The sequence below is a fragment of the Bacillus sp. DJP31 genome (assembly GCF_049310945.1).
In the GTDB taxonomy this organism is placed as follows: Bacteria; Bacillota; Bacilli; order Bacillales; family SA4; genus Bacillus_BS.
The window spans coordinates 88,464-104,934 of sequence record NZ_JBMERO010000012.1 but is presented as its reverse complement, the minus strand read 5'-3'; the positions used below and the strand labels follow the sequence as shown (position 1 = coordinate 104,934).

19 protein-coding genes and 1 tRNA gene are annotated in these 16,471 nt (G+C 39.4%); 14 read left to right on the top strand and 6 right to left on the bottom strand.

Translation table 11 applies throughout. The features are described 5' to 3' along the window. Nucleotides 1-187 precede the first annotated feature (187 nt). From ACOI1C_RS12965 to ACOI1C_RS12945, 5 genes are all read left to right on the top strand, one after another. Nucleotides 188-646: an NUDIX hydrolase gene (locus ACOI1C_RS12965; protein WP_422510948.1), complete on the top strand. Its 459-nt coding sequence runs from the start codon at nt 188-190 to the stop codon at nt 644-646. Nucleotides 647-681: 35 nt separating this feature from the next. Then, a complete protein-coding gene (gene rapZ / locus ACOI1C_RS12960; protein WP_422510947.1) occupies nt 682-1,572 on the top strand; it encodes an RNase adapter RapZ in 891 nt (296 codons plus the stop codon). Next, nucleotides 1,572-2,546 (top strand): gluconeogenesis factor YvcK family protein, encoded by a 975-nt coding sequence (locus tag ACOI1C_RS12955; protein WP_422510946.1) that lies wholly within the window; start codon nt 1,572-1,574, stop codon nt 2,544-2,546. Before rapZ ends, ACOI1C_RS12955 begins: the two co-directional genes overlap by 1 nt. 87 nt (nt 2,547-2,633) lie before the next feature. Then, the gene (gene whiA / locus ACOI1C_RS12950; RefSeq protein ID WP_422510945.1) at nt 2,634-3,587 is read left to right on the top strand and encodes a DNA-binding protein WhiA; all 954 of its coding nucleotides are present in this window, start codon (nt 2,634-2,636) and stop codon (nt 3,585-3,587) included. 13 nt (nt 3,588-3,600) lie between these two features. Continuing rightward, nucleotides 3,601-3,858, top strand: a complete 258-nt coding sequence (locus ACOI1C_RS12945; protein WP_422510944.1) for an HPr family phosphocarrier protein — start codon at nt 3,601-3,603, stop codon at nt 3,856-3,858. 405 nt (nt 3,859-4,263) lie between these two features. On the opposite strand, the gene clpP is transcribed toward ACOI1C_RS12945, so the two are convergent. Further along, the gene (gene clpP, locus ACOI1C_RS12940) at nt 4,264-4,869 is read right to left on the bottom strand and encodes an ATP-dependent Clp endopeptidase proteolytic subunit ClpP (RefSeq protein ID WP_422510943.1); all 606 of its coding nucleotides are present in this window, start codon (nt 4,867-4,869) and stop codon (nt 4,264-4,266) included. Nucleotides 4,870-5,133: 264 nt separating this feature from the next. Between clpP and ACOI1C_RS12935 the strand changes: the two genes are divergently transcribed. Then, nucleotides 5,134-5,208: transfer RNA gene (locus tag ACOI1C_RS12935), tRNA-Arg, on the top strand. A 70-nt stretch (nt 5,209-5,278) separates the two neighbouring features. Here the strand turns inward: ACOI1C_RS12935 and ACOI1C_RS12930 are convergent. The 5 genes from ACOI1C_RS12930 to yvfG form a co-directional block, all read right to left on the bottom strand. Continuing rightward, complete coding sequence (locus ACOI1C_RS12930; RefSeq protein WP_422510942.1) at nt 5,279-5,404, bottom strand: hypothetical protein; 126 nt, start codon at nt 5,402-5,404, stop codon at nt 5,279-5,281. Nucleotides 5,405-5,437: 33 nt separating this feature from the next. Continuing rightward, the gene (locus ACOI1C_RS12925; RefSeq protein WP_422510941.1) at nt 5,438-5,755 is read right to left on the bottom strand and encodes a hypothetical protein; all 318 of its coding nucleotides are present in this window, start codon (nt 5,753-5,755) and stop codon (nt 5,438-5,440) included. A gap of 109 nt (nt 5,756-5,864) precedes the next feature. Continuing rightward, nucleotides 5,865-6,329 carry an SRPBCC family protein gene (locus ACOI1C_RS12920; RefSeq protein ID WP_422510940.1) on the bottom strand — a complete coding sequence of 155 codons (465 nt, stop codon included), beginning with the start codon at nt 6,327-6,329 and terminating at the stop codon, nt 5,865-5,867. A gap of 126 nt (nt 6,330-6,455) precedes the next feature. After that, nucleotides 6,456-6,785 (bottom strand): DUF3817 domain-containing protein, encoded by a 330-nt coding sequence (locus ACOI1C_RS12915; RefSeq protein ID WP_422510939.1) that lies wholly within the window; start codon nt 6,783-6,785, stop codon nt 6,456-6,458. A 100-nt stretch (nt 6,786-6,885) separates the two neighbouring features. Further along, nucleotides 6,886-7,104, bottom strand: a complete 219-nt coding sequence (gene yvfG, locus ACOI1C_RS12910) for a protein YvfG (RefSeq protein ID WP_422510938.1) — start codon at nt 7,102-7,104, stop codon at nt 6,886-6,888. Between the two features lie 80 nt (nt 7,105-7,184). Here yvfG and rpoN point away from each other — a divergent pair, with 80 nt between their 5' ends. The 8 genes from rpoN (at nt 7,185) to eno (ending at nt 16,106) form a co-directional block, all read left to right on the top strand. Continuing rightward, a complete protein-coding gene (gene rpoN / locus ACOI1C_RS12905; RefSeq protein WP_422510937.1) occupies nt 7,185-8,489 on the top strand; it encodes an RNA polymerase factor sigma-54 in 1,305 nt (434 codons plus the stop codon). Between the two features lie 10 nt (nt 8,490-8,499). Continuing rightward, nucleotides 8,500-8,751: a glutaredoxin family protein gene (locus ACOI1C_RS12900; RefSeq protein ID WP_422510936.1), complete on the top strand. Its 252-nt coding sequence runs from the start codon at nt 8,500-8,502 to the stop codon at nt 8,749-8,751. 145 nt (nt 8,752-8,896) lie between these two features. Then, the gene (locus ACOI1C_RS12895) at nt 8,897-9,916 is read left to right on the top strand and encodes a sugar-binding transcriptional regulator (RefSeq protein WP_422510935.1); all 1,020 of its coding nucleotides are present in this window, start codon (nt 8,897-8,899) and stop codon (nt 9,914-9,916) included. Between the two features lie 175 nt (nt 9,917-10,091). Then, nucleotides 10,092-11,102 carry a type I glyceraldehyde-3-phosphate dehydrogenase gene (gene gap / locus ACOI1C_RS12890; protein WP_422510934.1) on the top strand — a complete coding sequence of 337 codons (1,011 nt, stop codon included), beginning with the start codon at nt 10,092-10,094 and terminating at the stop codon, nt 11,100-11,102. Between the two features lie 177 nt (nt 11,103-11,279). Further along, nucleotides 11,280-12,464, top strand: coding sequence for a phosphoglycerate kinase (locus tag ACOI1C_RS12885; RefSeq protein ID WP_422510933.1), 1,185 nt, complete (start codon nt 11,280-11,282; stop codon nt 12,462-12,464). Nucleotides 12,465-12,498: 34 nt separating this feature from the next. Next, nucleotides 12,499-13,260, top strand: a complete 762-nt coding sequence (gene tpiA / locus ACOI1C_RS12880; protein ID WP_422510932.1) for a triose-phosphate isomerase — start codon at nt 12,499-12,501, stop codon at nt 13,258-13,260. After that, nucleotides 13,253-14,788 (top strand): 2,3-bisphosphoglycerate-independent phosphoglycerate mutase, encoded by a 1,536-nt coding sequence (gene gpmI / locus ACOI1C_RS12875; RefSeq protein ID WP_422510931.1) that lies wholly within the window; start codon nt 13,253-13,255, stop codon nt 14,786-14,788. The genes tpiA and gpmI overlap by 8 nt, the downstream gene beginning before the upstream one ends. Nucleotides 14,789-14,813: 25 nt before the next feature. Then, nucleotides 14,814-16,106: a phosphopyruvate hydratase gene (gene eno, locus ACOI1C_RS12870; protein ID WP_422510930.1), complete on the top strand. Its 1,293-nt coding sequence runs from the start codon at nt 14,814-14,816 to the stop codon at nt 16,104-16,106. Nucleotides 16,107-16,471: the final 365 nt, after the last annotated feature.

Below are 16,471 nucleotides of genomic sequence, written 5' to 3'. Positions count from 1 at the left end.
TATTTTAAGAAATCAACAGGTATTATGCTAACACATACTTATTAAAAAGCAGACTTTTTCAGTGCCCTCGTCAAATAACCTCGGGGCCAAAAAGGCAAAGAGAGCCTTTATGATCCCGAGACCATTTGCTATGCCTAGGACTGGTCGAGGTGCTTGCCCTTTACTTATAGACGATGAGGTGTGCAATATGCAAAGAGTTACAAATTGTGTCTTGTTAAAGGATAATCAAGTCCTTCTATTACAGAAGCCTAGTCGTGGATGGTGGGTTGCCCCTGGAGGAAAGATGGAACAGGGAGAATCGATTAAGGACACGGTCATTCGTGAAGTTATGGAAGAAACAGGTGTATTTGTTAAAAACCCAACTTTAAAAGGAATCTTTACTATTATTATTCAGGAACAAGGTCAAGTAGTTTCCGAGTGGATGATGTTTACCTTTCTTGCCACAGAGTATGAGGGAGAAAATGTAAATGAATCAGAAGAAGGAAAGCTTGCTTGGCATTCTATAGATGATGTTTCTTCATTAGTAATGGCTCCTGGTGACTATCACATTATTGATTTTGCAACAAAAGGATTAGGTATCATCTACGGTACATTTACATATACACCTGACTTTGAGTTAATCTCATATCGTTTAGATCCTAATTAACTCCTAACCACTTAAAAAATGAAGGAGGTATTTCAATGAGTACTGGGTCCGTTCAAGATGTTCAAATGATTATTATTACTGGGATGTCTGGTGCAGGAAAGACAGTTGCGATTCAGAGTTTAGAGGATTTAGGTTACTTCTGTGTGGATAATTTACCTCCGACTTTACTGCCTAAGTTTTTAGAGCTAATGAAAGAATCAGGAAACAAAATGGATAAAGTGGCTCTCGTAATGGATCTCCGTGGTCGAGAATTTTTTGATAGTTTATTTCAAGCTTTAGATGATATTTCTAAAAAATCTTGGATCACCCCACAAATTGTATTCTTAGATGCTAAGGATTCTACACTTGTCACACGCTATAAAGAAACAAGACGTTCTCATCCTTTAGCCCCTTCAGGTTTACCATTAGAAGGGATCGGACTAGAGAGGGAACTTTTAGAAGAGCTCAAGGGACGTGCACAACTCATACTAGATACTTCAGATTTAAAGCCGCGGGAACTCCGGGAAAAAATCTTGAAGCAATTTGCAGCACACAGTAAACAAATATTTACTGTAAATGTGCTTTCCTTCGGTTTTAAATATGGGATTCCAATTGATGCAGACTTAGTTTTTGATGTTCGTTTTCTGCCAAACCCTCATTATATAGAACATATGAGACCGCAGACAGGTATGGATGAAGAAGTGTCCTCTTACGTTTTAAAGTGGTCAGAATCACAGAAGTTTCTAGAAAAGGTGCTAGATTTATTAACCTTTATGCTCCCTCAATATAAGAGGGAAGGAAAAAGCCAGCTTGTTATTGCCATTGGATGTACTGGTGGACAGCACCGTTCTGTAGCCCTTACAGAAAAAATCGGGCACTATTTTGAAGCAGATTATCGAACTCACATTAGTCACCGCGATATTGAGAGGAGAAAGGAAAATCGTTAATGGATAAAACAAAAAAACCAAGGATTGTCATCATCGGGGGTGGAACGGGATTGCCTGTCCTCCTCCGAGGTTTAAAGGAATACCCGGTTCACTTGTCAGCGATTGTAACAGTTGCGGATGATGGTGGAAGTTCAGGTCGTTTACGGGATGAACTTCAAATTCCTCCTCCAGGTGACATTCGAAACGTGTTAGCTGCTTTATCAGATGTGGAACCACTAGTTGTCGAACTATTTCAGCACCGCTTTAAAACCGGTAGTGGTCTGTCAGGCCATGCACTTGGAAACCTATTATTAGCTGCCTTAACCGATATAACCGGTGATTTCATGCATGCAATCCGTGAAATGAGCAAGGTTATGAATGTAAAAGGTAAAGTGCTTCCTGCAGCTAATCGAAGTATTGTCCTTCATGCTGAAATGGAAGATGGGTCCATTGTTTCTGGGGAATCAAAAATCCCTTACTCTGGAAAAAAAATTAAACGTGTATTTTTAACTCCAGAAGAAATCGAACCATTATCAGAAACGATTCGGGAGATTAGAAGAGCAGATTTGATTGTGATCGGTCCAGGAAGCTTATATACAAGTATTTTACCTAATTTATTGGTACCTAAAATAAAAGAGGAAATCATAAAAGCAAAAGCGCGAAAAATTTACATTTGCAATGTGATGACACAAGCTGGTGAGACACTCGACTATACGGCTAGCGACCATGTGGAAGCCCTATATTCTCATATCGGAAATACATGTATTGATACAATTTTAGTGAATGATGAAGAAATTCCTGCATATATTCAAGAAAAGTATGCAAAAGAATTAGCGAAACCTGTTTTTTATGACACAGAAAAGCTTTCTTCATTAGGGTTAGAGATCATTCATGATAATATCATTCAATATAATGAAGAGGTTATTCGTCATAATACGAACAAAGTGGCTGATCTTCTTTACAAGCTACTCCAACAAAATGAAACTTCTAAGTAATGTGAACGTACTATAAATATAAAGACAACCGTTTGCAAAAACTGTAAAATGGAGTGATTGGTTCAAGGGCATAAAGGGGGTGAAGAATTGTCATTTGCATCAGAGACAAAGAAGGAATTGACAAATCTTCCATTGAAGGATTGTTGTGGGAAAGCTGAACTAGCTGCACTCATTAGGATGAATGGATCGATATCTTTCTCAAACAGACAACTTTCTCTTGATATACAAACTGAAAACGCAGCGATTGCAAGACGAATTTATACTTTGCTTAAGAGAAGCTATGAAGTAGCCATTGAGCTTTTGGTTCGGAAGAAGATGCGTTTAAAGAAGAACAATGTATATATTGTTCGCATTTCAAAGAATGCCCATGTACTATTAGAAGACCTCCATATTTTAAAGGATGGGTTTACCTTTATCAGGGAGATCAACCCTTCTCTAGTCAAAAAAAAATGTTGTAAGCGTTCTTATTTAAGGGGAGCCTTTTTAGCCGGGGGATCTGTCAATAATCCAGAAACATCATCCTATCATTTAGAGATTTTCTCTTTATATAAAGAACATAATCAATCTCTTTGTGAATTAATGAATGTATTTGACCTCAATAGCAAGACGCTAGAGAGAAAAAAAGGCTACATTACGTACTTAAAAGAAGCAGAAAAAATCACGGAGCTCTTAAATATTATTGGAGCTCACCAAGCATTACTTCGCTTTGAGGATGTCCGTATTGTCAGGGACATGAGAAACTCTGTAAACCGACTTGTTAATTGCGAAACAGCCAACCTAAACAAGACGATAAGTGCTGCCATTCGACAAGTTGAAAATATAAAGTTTATTGATCGAACGGTTGGCCTTCAAGTGCTACCAGGGAAACTAAGAGAAATTGCCCAGCTCCGAGTCACCCATCAGGACGTCACGCTAAAGGAGTTAGGTGAAATGGTGTCAGGTGGGGAAATTAGTAAATCTGGCATTAACCATCGACTTCGGAAAATAGATGAGATTGCTGACAAGCTTCGAGCAGGAGAGCCCTTTACTATCAGTAAGTGAGGAGGAAATAAAAATGGTTGAGAAAAAAGTAGAAGTTAAATTAAAGTCCGGACTTCAAGCACGTCCTGCCGCTATGTTTGTCCAAGAAGCAAACCGCTTCACATCGGAGATCTTCTTAGAAAAAGACGGCAAGAAAGTAAACGCAAAAAGCATCATGGGACTCATGAGTCTAGCTGTCGGAACTGGCACAGAAGTCACGTTATCTGCCGTTGGTAACGACGAATCAGATGCACTATTGGCACTAGAAAATTTTGTTCAGCAAGAAGTGTAAAGTAATTTAGGGGATGGCCTTTGGGTTATCCTTTTTGTTTTGAACTAAGGCGATGGATGCAAGTAAAAAGAAGGCCAGTCACTTATATTATTTAGGTTTGTTTATGATTTTGGGTATCCGCTCATAAATAGAGATTTTCGCTCATAAAACCGGATATCCGATCATAAATAGAGATTTTCGCTCATCAAACTGGATATCCGATCATAAATAGAGATTTTCGCTCATCAAACTGGGTATCCGCTCATAAATAGAGATTTCCGCTCATAAAGCTGGGTATCCGCTCATAAAACCCAAAATCCGATCATAAAACGTAAATTACTCGCTTGTTCAGATGTCTATCCCTTGGATAACATCCTTCAATAACAAAAAAAAGAGTGAGCCAAGGCTCACCCTTCATAATCAAACTTATTTTTGTTCTTTAGTCACAGTTGAATCCTTTGTCATAACTTGGTCAATTAGACCGTATTCTTTTGCTCTGTCAGCTGTCATGAAGTTGTCACGCTCTGTGTCACGGTTGATAACTTCAATGGGTTGACCTGTGCGTTCGGATAAGATTTCGTTTAGTTTTGCACGTAAGAAAAGAATTCGCTTTGCAGCAATTTCGATTTCAGTTGCTTGGCCTTGAGCTCCACCAAGTGGTTGGTGAATCATTACTTCACTGTTTGGAAGGGAGAAACGCTTACCTTTTTCACCAGCTGCAAGTAAGAACGCACCCATTGATGCTGCCATACCGATACAAATCGTTGATACCTTTGGCTTGATGAATTGCATGGTGTCATAAATGGCCATTCCAGCTGTAATGGAACCACCTGGGCTGTTGATGTATAAAGAAATATCTTTATCTGGATCTTCAGCAGCTAGGAACAATAACTGAGCTACGATTGAGTTGGATACGTTGTCATCAATGGCAGAACCTAACATAATAATTCTGTCCTTTAAAAGACGAGAGTAGATGTCATATGCTCTTTCACCGCGATTGGTTTGTTCAATAACCGTTGGAATTAAATGCAAGATGATTCCTCCTTTTATAAATGCTTCAAATATATATGTATCATACAACTATGGTCAATGAAGGTCAAACGAAAGCCCTCTGATTCATCCTATTCGAGGATGTTACTGAACATGCCCTCTTCGTACCTTATTCATCATAACCAAACTTAGCTGTATTTTAACCATCATATCAAAATATTTCTTGCCCGCAAATCAGTCCTAACATAAATCAGACTTGAAAAGTTATACTATCTCTCATATAATGAATAAGCAACTTAAAAACGTGCGCTCGTAGCTCAGTGGATAGAGCGGTGGTTTCCGGTACCACGTCATGCGGGGGTTCGATTCCCTTCGAGCGCGTTGAAGAATATAAAAAGAATATAAATCAAAAAAGAGTATAGATTTCTTTATACTCTTTTTTGATTTATAATTATTTAGATTGGTTGGATGTAAATAGATCAACAAATGCATGGAATATCTCAATTCCTTGATAAGAAAATAGTGTAATCGCAGTAAGCGAGAACATACCCATAATTATGAAACGAACCCACATCATAATAATCTTCCTCCTTTTAAGATAAAAGTGATGTTACACTCTTTTATTTAAAAGAAGATTATCTAAATAATTGGACTGATAAAATTTGGGATTAAGTACTAGAGGCCTTAGTTTGAAAGTAATTGAAAGATTAAACTGAATTGAAAGTATTAAAATCATGCAGACTAGGCTTAACACATGGATAGTTACTGCTTTGTCTTTACTAGTGTCAAAGGAAATTGAATCAACCTTTTTTTCACTATCCATTACTTCTTGTACAGCATTTATTTGATGACTTTGCTCATGCTCGAAAACAAGGAAAAAAGAAAAAACAAACAATAAGATAAGAGTCAGGGCCATATATTTTTTCACATGTCTCGCCCCTTTAATCGAATTACTACAATCATATACCTTTTACCGTAACTTTAATACTGAAAATTTGTGTGAAACTAAAAATAGCACTAATGCCTTCAAACGGGGATTAGCTTCTGAGCACCACAACTTCTTCTTCCGCCACTTTCTTCACTCTCTCCACAAACTTAACGACAATCTTATCACTAGCAAGCACTAAGAATAGTTTCACAAACCATTTTAACGGATTGTTAGATGCTGTATATCGAAACCAAGTCTCTCCATCCTCGATTTCCTTCAGTTCGTAATCGGCAGTAATTTCGAACATATTTGCCAAAGTAAAGCCGACCTTTAGTTTTTTGTGGCCAGACGTATCAAGAAATTCTAAGGTCTCCACATCATATTCTTGAACCCGTTTGCCTTCTTTATATTTTTGACGATAAATACTCCCTACACCATTTTCAGTTACTGTAATCGGTTCATTGGCAATGACCTGGGGCATGATTTTTTGCATATTTTCTAATGAGCCATTTAATAGATCCCATACTTGTTCAATTGGAGCTTGAATTTCGATATCTTTCGACCATTCCTTCATCAAAAAACACTCCTCCGCTCATTCATTACTTACTAAATTCTCTATTTAAGGATTAAACCCTTTTATAAACAAAGAAAAAAACCGCCGTTTACTAGCGGTTCGAATCAGAGAAGATCTACTTAGGCCCTACATTACTTGATCCTTCTTCTTCACTACCACAACCGGTGCTTCGATCTTCTGCAGGCGACGGTCATAAATAAACGTACCAAATGGCACGAATGAGGCAAGTACACCAATCAAGCCAAACCAAAACGATTGACGGTAGGCGAAGAATACATGAGCTAATGCTAACAAAAATAAGACAAAAAACAATCCATGAATCGCTCCCGTGACCGAAACGGCCATTGGCATGTCAGCCCAGTATTTAAGTGGCATGGCAATACATAACAAAAATAAGTAAGACATACCTTCGATGAAACCAATCACTCTAAGGCGTCCAACGGGATTTCTAAGCATATAAGTAACCTCCATATGTAAACATGTTTGTCTCTACCATTATATTATACTGTCTATCAGCTTAAATAGACGAGTCTATTATGTTGAAATTTATTCATATTTAAAACTCCTGTCCCTTCACTGTCGTATAAGCCTCGTCTAAATTGCGGATTCGACTAAGGGTTTCAGAGCATCTAGTCCGTTGTTCTGTGACAAGTGTTGATACAATGGATCGGTAGTAGCTATTCATTGAATCGACTCGGTCATTAAAATCAATATGCATTTCCACATGCTTTCGTAAATTCTCGACAAAATAGTCAACGGAAAAAGTATCCGGCATTTTTTCCCTCCAAGGTTAACAAATTCTAGTCCTACACCAAACGCTAGATCTATTGTAAAATAGAGTTTGGGGTGAAAAAGATGAAAACAGGATTAGTACAGCAGCAATCGACTAAGTTAGCGTTGACAAAGGAATTGCAGCAAGCTATTACATTGCTTCAGTATACCTCTTATGAATTAACTCAATATATAAATGAGTTGTCCCTGGAAAATCCGTTTATTTTGCTTCATGACATGGTTTCTCGCACGAAAAAGAATACAAATGCCACTTCATTCACTAAAAATAAACCAGAATTTGATCCTGCTTCTCCATCATTACCAACCTTGTTTCAACATGCATTGTCTCAAATAGAGCTTCAAAAAATAAACCCAACATTCAAGAAAAAGATTCAATTCCTCCTTGAAAATATGGATGAGGATGGCTATATAAGAGAAGACATCCCTGATCTGTGTGAGAGAACGGATTACAAGGATAATGAACTTCAAGAAGCACTAGAATATATACAACACAATTTAGAACCAATCGGAATTGGCGCCCAAGACCTGCAGCAGTCTCTTCTCATACAATTGAAACGGATTTATCCTACTACTATCATTGCCCATAAACTTGTGGAACATTACTTTATACCGCTTGCTGAAAAAAAATGGTTCTCTATTAGTAAGGAGCTTGAAATTTCTTTAGAAGAAATTCAACAGTCATTCGATTTGTTAAAAAAACTAAATCCGAGACCAGGTTCACCATACAAAAAGGGAGAGACCTCTTATATCATTCCTGATTTATTTGTTGAAATGAGAGAGGATGGATTTCGAGTCCTACTTAATGAAAAAACACACACCTCTTTTACGATAGATGAGCAATATGTCTCAATTAAAAACCAGCAACTAGATCAGGCTGCTTCGGTTTATTTGAAAGAGAAGTATCAACAAGCTAGATGGGTAAAGAATAGTGTGGAACAACGTAAGAAAACGATGATTAAAGTAATGGAAGCCATTTTAGTGAGACAAGATCAATTCTTTGAGCATGGCCTATCCTTTCTGCAACCGCTTACCATGAGGGAAATTGCCGATGAGGTCCAACTCCATGAATCAACGATCAGTCGGACTGTAAGGGGAAAATACGTTCAATCTACTGGTGGAGTATTTGAGCTTAAATATTTCTTCCATTCAAAGGTAAAGTCCATGTATGATAAGGACATTTCCTCCGTTCGAGTGAAGGAAATGATCTCCCATATGATTGCTCATGAAGAAAAGCGAAAGCCACTTTCTGATGAAAAAATTTCCGCACGTCTAAAAGAAGAGCATAAACTCACGGTTTCTAGGAGAACGGTGGCTAAATATCGAGACCAACTGTTAATCCCCTCATCACCATCAAGGAAACAATTTTAAGGAGCGTACCATGGAGCCAATAGCCATTCATTTTTATACAAAGAAAAACTGCCCTTTATGTGACAAAGGCAAAGCGATTGTAGAAGAATTAGCAACTGAATTTCCAATCATCCTTTATGAACACGATATTTACCAGGATGATCAGCTCTTGGAGTTGTATCAGCTGATGATTCCGGTCGTCGAAATAGAGGGAGAACAGGTTAATTACGGCATCATAAAAAAAGATTTACTAAGAAAGCGTTTACTTCAAAGAATGGGTTAATTCGCGGTTGATTACAGAATTTATTCCTGCTACAATTGAACTTGTAACAGGGGTAAATTTTTTTGGAACGAGTGGGACATAATATGTCTAACGTGGACGAAAAAAGTCCCGATTGGAAAAATCTCCTGTAAGGGGCCCTGAAGTCATGAAATCTTTAATTGCTGTTCAACAGAAATTGTTACCCGATTTAGTAACCGTTATGCAAAAAAGGTATCGGATCTTGCATTACATCCGATTGACCGAACCGATTGGACGAAGAGCTTTAACCCTTGCGCTTGGGATAACAGAGAGAGTTTTACGGAGTGAAGTTGATTTCTTAAAAGAGCAAAACTTGTTAGCTATGGCAACATCAGGAATGAGCTTAACTGAAAAAGGACAAACCGTTCTTATAGAGTTAGAAGACATGATGAAGGAATTAACGGGCCTCACCTTGTTAGAGCAAGAATTGCAGCAAAAGCTCAAAATAAAGAAAGTCATCGTTGTATCTGGGGATAGTGATACCTCACCGTTTGTAAAGCAGGAAATGGGTAGAGCAGCAGTAGCCTGTATGAAGGTTTTTTTGGATAAAGAAACAGTGATTGCCGTAACGGGTGGTACAACACTTGCCTCTGTTGCAAGCATGATGACTCCTAATTTGTCCAACACAGAATTGCTTTTTATGCCTGCAAGAGGTGGGCTTGGCGAACAAGTTGAAAACCAAGCTAACACCATCTGTGCCAAAATGGCTGAAAAAGCGATGGGGCATTATCGACTTCTTCACGTACCCGATCAACTAAGTGAAGAAACGTATGAGTCTCTAATTGAAGAACCGAACATTAAAGAAATACTTCATCAAATACAATCAGCTGGAATGGTCATTCATGGCATTGGAGAAGCTATTACAATGGCTGAACGTCGTAAAACACCTCTAAAGGATTTGGAAAAAATCATCCAGGAAAAGGCGGTAGCAGAAGCATTTGGCTACTACTTTGACGCTACAGGTAATGTCGTACATAAAGTAAAAACAATCGGCATACAACTTGATGATTTAAAGAATGCTAAGTGTGTGATTGCCGTAGCCGGTGGATCCTCAAAAGCACAAGCTATTCAAGCATTTATGAAGCAAGGTCATGACACCATTATTGTGACAGATGAAGGTGCCGCTAAAGAGTTAGTTAACTTATAAAATATAGAAGTAAAAGGTATTTATAATGGTATTGATCTAGCTCCAGCGCCTAGCCCCTGAAGGTAAAATAACCTCAAGCCAAAAAGGCAAAGAACGCCTTTTCTGTCTTGTGAACATTTGCTAGTTGGGGCTGAGCAAGGCGCTTACGCTTTACTAAACTTAGGAGGAAATTAAAATGGCAGTAGTAAAACTTGGTATCAACGGTTTTGGACGTATCGGGCGCAATGTATTTCGTGCAGCATTAAACAACCCAAACATAGAAGTGGTAGCTGTAAATGATTTAACAGATGCTAACATGCTTGCTCATTTATTAAAGTATGACTCTATTCATGGAACACTAAATGCAGAAGTATCGGTGAGAGAAAATGCATTAGTGGTAAATGGTAAAGAGATTAAAGTACTAGCTGAACGTGACCCGGCGCAACTTGGTTGGGGGCAATTAGGTGTTGACATTGTTGTAGAATCAACAGGTCGTTTTACAAGCCGTGAAGATGCAGCAAAGCATTTAGAAGCTGGAGCGAAAAAGGTTATCATTTCTGCACCTGCATCGAACGAAGATATTACAATTGTTATGGGAGTAAACGAAGATAAATATGATGCTGCAAACCATCATGTATTATCAAACGCTTCTTGTACAACGAATTGTCTAGCTCCATTTGCAAAAGTTCTAAATGACAAGTTTGGAATCAAAAGGGGTATGATGACGACTGTTCACTCTTACACAAATGATCAACAAATTTTAGATCTTCCACATAAAGATTATCGCCGTGCACGTGCAGCTGCTGAGAACATCATTCCAACAACAACTGGTGCTGCAAAAGCAGTTTCATTAGTACTTCCTGAACTAAAAGGAAAATTAAATGGTATGGCTATGCGTGTGCCTACACCAAACGTTTCATTAGTAGATTTAGTAGCAGAGCTTGAGAAGAGCGTAACCGCTGAGGAAATTAATGCAGCTTTTAAAGAAGCAGCTGAAGGAAACTTAAAGGGGATTCTTGCTTATAGTGAAGAGCCATTAGTTTCAGGTGACTATAACGGAAATCCACATTCTTCAACGATTGATGCACTTTCAACGATGGTGATTGAAGGCAATTTAGTGAAAATCATCTCTTGGTATGATAACGAGTCAGGTTACTCACACCGAGTGATTGACCTTGCAGAATATATTGTAAATAAAGGACTATAAACCTAGATTAACTTCTAGACAACGTCTATAATAATGATGGAAAGATATGGGGAGCTGGGTATATACCAACTCCCCTTTTTTAAAGTCCCGAGTATGACCGTGACTGCTGGATAAAAATTGAGACTATGTACCAAAATAGTTGTAGTTTCTAAAATCCTTAAGGAGGACCTGAGTGAGATGAACAAGAAAACAGTTCGTGATGTCGATGTATTAGGGAAGAGAGTGTTTTGTCGTGTGGATTTCAATGTCCCGATGCAGGACGGGGAAGTAACGGATGATACACGTATTCGTGCGGCACTCCCAACCATTCAATACCTTACCGAGCAAGGTGCTAAAGTGATTCTTGCCACTCATCTTGGCAGGCCAAAAGGCAAAGTGGTTGAAGAACTTCGTTTAGACGCAGTTGCGAAGCGTTTGAGTGATCTTTCTGGTAAACGTGTAGCAAAGGTTGACGAGGCGTATGGTGAAGAAGCCGAGCAAGGAATTGCTAAGCTCCAAGATGGGGATATCCTATTACTTGAAAATGTTCGCTTTTATCCGGGTGAGGAAAAAAATGATGCAGATCTTTCAAAGGAATTTGCCAAACTTGCAGATCTTTACGTAAATGATGCCTTCGGTGCAGCCCACCGTGCACATGCTTCAACCTCAGGTATTGCCGAACATATCCCAGCAGTAGCTGGCTTCTTAATGGAGAAAGAACTAAATGTTTTAGGAAAAGCTTTACTAAATCCTGAGCGACCGTTTACAGCCATCATTGGTGGAGCCAAAGTGAAGGATAAAATTGGTGTAATTGATCACCTACTTGATAAAGTGGATAACCTGATTATTGGTGGTGGCCTTGCGTATACCTTTCTTAAAGCACAAGGGCATGAGGTCGGTCAGTCCTTACTAGAGGAAGATAAGTTGGAACTTGCCTTATCTTTTATCGAAAAAGCCAAGCAAAAAGGTGTTAAACTTTACATGCCAGTTGATGCGGTAGTTGCAGATGATTTCTCGAATGATGCTGAGACAAAGGTTGTTGCCATTGATTCAATCCCTAGTGACTGGCAAGGTCTTGATATTGGTCCAAAGACCAGTGAAATCTATGCATTGGTCATTTCTGAATCAAAGCTAGTGATTTGGAATGGTCCAATGGGTGTTTTTGAAATGGAGTCCTTCGAAAATGGAACAAAGTCAGTTGCACGTGCTTTAGCAGAAGCGACAAATGCTTATACCGTTATTGGTGGAGGAGATTCTGCTGCTGCTGTCGAAAAGTTTGATCTAGCAGAAAAGATGGATCATATTTCAACAGGTGGAGGAGCTTCACTAGAGTTTATGGAAGGCAAAGAGCTTCCAGGTGTAGTAGCTCTAAATGATAAATAAGGTTTGAAAATTTTATACATTGGGAAGGTGTCATATGCGTAAACCAATCATTGCAGGTAACTGGAAAATGTTTAAGACCTTGTCTGAAGCAAAAGGATTCATTGAAGAAGTGAAAGGGCTTGTGCCAACTTCTGAAAAGGTCGACACTGTTGTATGTGCACCTGCCTTATTTTTAGATAGTCTGGTTGGTTTGACAAAAGAGTACGACGTCAAAATAGGTGCTCAGAACATGCATTATGAAGCAAGTGGAGCTTTTACAGGTGAAATTAGTCCTGCTGCATTAGCTGATTTAGAGGTACCATATGTTATTATCGGTCATTCTGAACGCCGTGAAATGTTTGCTGAGACAGATGAGTCAGTCAATAAAAAAGTACTCTCAGCATTCCAGCATGGTTTAGTTCCAATTATCTGCTGTGGAGAAACATTAGAGCAACGTGAAGCAGGTGCAACAAATGAGGTAGTTGGAGCTCAAATTCAAAAGGCTCTAACAGGTCTAACCGATGCTCAAGTTGCACAAAGTGTGTTAGCTTATGAACCTATTTGGGCAATTGGTACAGGGAAAACAGCTTCTGCACAGGATGCAAATGTTGTATGTGAACACATTCGTCAAACGGTGGTTTCTCAGTTTTCAGAGCAGGCAGCACAAGCTATTCGTATCCAATACGGCGGAAGTGTCAAGCCTTCAAACATTAAGGAATTCATGTCACAATCTGATATTGATGGAGCCTTAGTTGGTGGAGCAAGCTTAGAGGCTTCCTCTTATTTACAGCTTTTGGAGGCTGTAGCAAATGAGTAAAAAGCCTGTTGCTCTCATTATTTTAGACGGCTTCGCGCTGCGTGATGAGCAAAAGGGAAATGCCGTAGCTGCAGCGAAAAAACCGAACTTTGATCGTTTTTGGCGGGAGTATCCCCACCAAACATTAACCGCATCTGGTGAGGAAGTAGGATTACCCATTGGACAAATGGGGAACTCTGAGGTTGGTCATTTAAATATTGGGGCAGGGCGTATTGTTTATCAAAGCTTAACGAGAGTGAATGTATCCATTCGTGAAGGTAAATTTGAAAGGAACGATACGTTCCTAGAAGCGATGAACCATGTGAAGAAGCATGGCACAAACTTGCACCTATTCGGACTATTATCTGATGGAGGCATCCATTCTCATATTCAGCATTTATATGCTTTACTGAGACTAGCAAAATCCGTTGGTCTAGAAAATGTGTATCTTCATGGTTTCCTTGATGGACGAGATGTGGGTCCTCAAACGGCCAAGCAATATATTCTTGATCTTCAGCAAAAGATTCAGGAAATTGGAATTGGGCAGATTGCGACCCTATCAGGTAGATATTACTCAATGGATCGTGATAACCGCTGGGAACGTGTGGAAAGATCATATCGGGCTATGGCCTATGGGGATGGACCAACGTATTCAGATCCATTGCAATGTGTGGAGGATTCCTATCAAAATGGAATTCACGATGAATTCGTCCTTCCGTCGGTTATGATTAATCCAGACGGGACACCGGTACAAACCATCAACGACAATGATGCCGTTATTTTTTACAATTTCCGACCAGACCGGGCGATCCAAATCTCCAACACGTTTACAAACGAAGATTTCCGTCCATTTGATCGTGGAGAGCATTATCCGAAAAACTTGCACTTCGTCTGCCTTACTCATTTTAGTGAGACCGTTCAGGGGTATGTGGCCTTCAAGCCTTCAAACCTGGATAACACACTTGGAGAAGTTTTGTCTCAAAATGATCTAAAGCAGCTTAGGATTGCTGAAACCGAGAAATATCCACATGTTACCTTTTTCTTCAGTGGAGGTCGTGAGGAACCATTTCCAGGTGAAACCAGGATCCTCATTGATTCACCGAAAGTCGCTACATATGATTTACAGCCTGAAATGAGTGCTTATCCACTTACGGAGGCACTGCTACAAGAAATCGAGCAGGATAACCATGATGTGATTATCTTGAACTATGCCAATCCTGATATGGTTGGTCACTCTGGGATGCTTGAGCCAACGATCCAAGCAATCGAAGTAGTAGACGCGTGCCTTGGGAAAATCGTGGACGCCATCCTTCAAAAAGGTGGAGTTGCGATTATTACAGCCGATCATGGAAATGCTGATGAGGTTACGACGCTTGAAGGTGGTCCGATGACTGCCCATACGACTAACCCGGTGCCTGTCATTGTTACCCAAAAAGGAATTCAGCTTAGAGAAGATGGGAAACTAGGCGATTTAGCACCAACATTGTTACATATCCTAGATATTCCACTTCCAAAAGAAATGACAGGTATCTCGCTTCTCAAAAACTAATTTAATCTAAAAGGAGAGAAAAATTATGCCATTTATTATTGATGTTTACGCTCGTGAAGTCTTAGATTCTCGTGGAAATCCAACAGTTGAAGTAGAGGTTTATACAGAGTCAGGTGCAATGGGCCGTGCTCTAGTTCCAAGTGGTGCTTCAACAGGTGAACATGAGGCTGTTGAATTACGTGATGGTGATAAGAATCGTTACCTTGGAAAAGGTGTAGAAAAAGCGGTAAATAACGTAAATGAAATTATCGCGCAAGAAATCATTGGTTTAGACGTTACCGATCAAGTAGCGATTGATGAGCTTCTAATCGAGCTTGATGGAACGGAAAACAAAAGTAAATTTGGGGCAAACGCCATTCTAGGCGTTTCAATGGCTGCGGCACGTGCGGCTGCTGATTACTTAGATATGCCGTTGTACAAATACCTTGGTGGATTCAACGCAAAAACGTTACCAGTACCGATGATGAATATCATTAACGGTGGGTCTCATGCAGACAACAACGTGGACATCCAGGAATTCATGGTTATGCCAATAGGTGCTGAAAGCTTTAAAGAAGCACTACGTACAGGTACTGAAATCTTCCATCACCTAAAAGACGTGTTAAAGTCTAAAGGTCATAACACCGCTGTTGGAGATGAGGGTGGATTCGCTCCAAACCTTGGCTCAAACGAAGAAGCACTTCAAACGATTATTGAAGCCATTGAGCGCGCTGGCTACAAGCCAGGAGAGCAAGTCATGCTTGCGATGGATGTTGCAGCTTCTGAGATCTACAATAAAGAGGATGGAAAGTATCATCTAGCTGGTGAAGGTGTGGTCAAAACTTCAGCAGAAATGGTTGATTGGTATGCCGAGCTCGTTTCTAAATACCCAATTATCTCGATTGAAGACGGGCTAGACGAGAACGACTGGGATGGGCATAAGCTTTTAACAGAACGTCTTGGCGGAAAAATTCAGTTAGTTGGTGACGATTTGTTTGTAACAAACACTAGCAAGCTTTCTGAAGGTATTCAAAAAGGAATTGCAAACTCGATTTTAATCAAAGTAAACCAAATTGGTACGTTGACGGAAACCTTCGAAGCGATCGAAATGGCGAAGCGTGCCGGCTACACAGCCGTTATCTCTCACCGTTCAGGTGAAACAGAAGATAGCACAATTGCCGACATCGCCGTTGCAACAAATGCAGGCCAAATCAAAACAGGTGCACCATCTCGTACAGACCGTGTAGCCAAATACAACCAATTACTACGTATTGAAGATGAGTTAGGATTCACTGGTTTGTATGGTGGATATAATTCGTTTTATAACTTGAAAAAATAAATGCTTGGTAGAGGGTGTCTCAGTTGAGGCGCTCTTTTTTTTGTTGTTGGAAAAGGGTATTATATGTCTTATCGCCGATATATCTCAATAATCGCTGATATATCCAGATAATCGCCGATAAAATTGAAAAATCGCTGATAAATACAAATAATCGCTGATATATTAGTATTATAAAGAAAATGGCCCATTGATTTTACTTAAATAGTGCCAAAACATTGTGCCATTGAGACATATAGTTGGGAATTCTAATGGAAGCAGGCTCACACTGCCATAATCTCCTTAGAACTCAGTCATTTGTCTGAAATTAACCATCTTTTACATTGAAGCTGAACATATAATAGGAAAATGTAAATGGTATATAGGAG

Excerpts from the sequence above, each read along its gene's own strand:
- ACOI1C_RS12965 (WP_422510948.1), top strand. The coding sequence starts at position 188 with ATGCAAAGAGTTACAAATTGTGTCTTGTTAAAGGATAATCAAGTCCTT.
- rapZ (WP_422510947.1), top strand. The coding sequence starts at position 682 with ATGAGTACTGGGTCCGTTCAAGATGTTCAAATGATTATTATTACTGGG.
- ACOI1C_RS12955 (WP_422510946.1), top strand. The coding sequence starts at position 1,572 with ATGGATAAAACAAAAAAACCAAGGATTGTCATCATCGGGGGTGGAACG.
- ACOI1C_RS12945 (WP_422510944.1), top strand. The coding sequence starts at position 3,601 with ATGGTTGAGAAAAAAGTAGAAGTTAAATTAAAGTCCGGACTTCAAGCA.
- ACOI1C_RS12930 (WP_422510942.1), bottom strand. The coding sequence starts at position 5,404 with ATGATGTGGGTTCGTTTCATAATTATGGGTATGTTCTCGCTTACTGCG.
- ACOI1C_RS12920 (WP_422510940.1), bottom strand. The coding sequence starts at position 6,329 with ATGAAGGAATGGTCGAAAGATATCGAAATTCAAGCTCCAATTGAACAA.
- ACOI1C_RS12915 (WP_422510939.1), bottom strand. The coding sequence starts at position 6,785 with ATGCTTAGAAATCCCGTTGGACGCCTTAGAGTGATTGGTTTCATCGAA.
- yvfG (WP_422510938.1), bottom strand. The coding sequence starts at position 7,104 with ATGCCGGATACTTTTTCCGTTGACTATTTTGTCGAGAATTTACGAAAG.
- rpoN (WP_422510937.1), top strand. The coding sequence starts at position 7,185 with ATGAAAACAGGATTAGTACAGCAGCAATCGACTAAGTTAGCGTTGACA.
- ACOI1C_RS12900 (WP_422510936.1), top strand. The coding sequence starts at position 8,500 with ATGGAGCCAATAGCCATTCATTTTTATACAAAGAAAAACTGCCCTTTA.
- ACOI1C_RS12895 (WP_422510935.1), top strand. The coding sequence starts at position 8,897 with ATGAAATCTTTAATTGCTGTTCAACAGAAATTGTTACCCGATTTAGTA.
- gap (WP_422510934.1), top strand. The coding sequence starts at position 10,092 with ATGGCAGTAGTAAAACTTGGTATCAACGGTTTTGGACGTATCGGGCGC.
- ACOI1C_RS12885 (WP_422510933.1), top strand. The coding sequence starts at position 11,280 with ATGAACAAGAAAACAGTTCGTGATGTCGATGTATTAGGGAAGAGAGTG.
- tpiA (WP_422510932.1), top strand. The coding sequence starts at position 12,499 with ATGCGTAAACCAATCATTGCAGGTAACTGGAAAATGTTTAAGACCTTG.
- gpmI (WP_422510931.1), top strand. The coding sequence starts at position 13,253 with ATGAGTAAAAAGCCTGTTGCTCTCATTATTTTAGACGGCTTCGCGCTG.
- eno (WP_422510930.1), top strand. The coding sequence starts at position 14,814 with ATGCCATTTATTATTGATGTTTACGCTCGTGAAGTCTTAGATTCTCGT.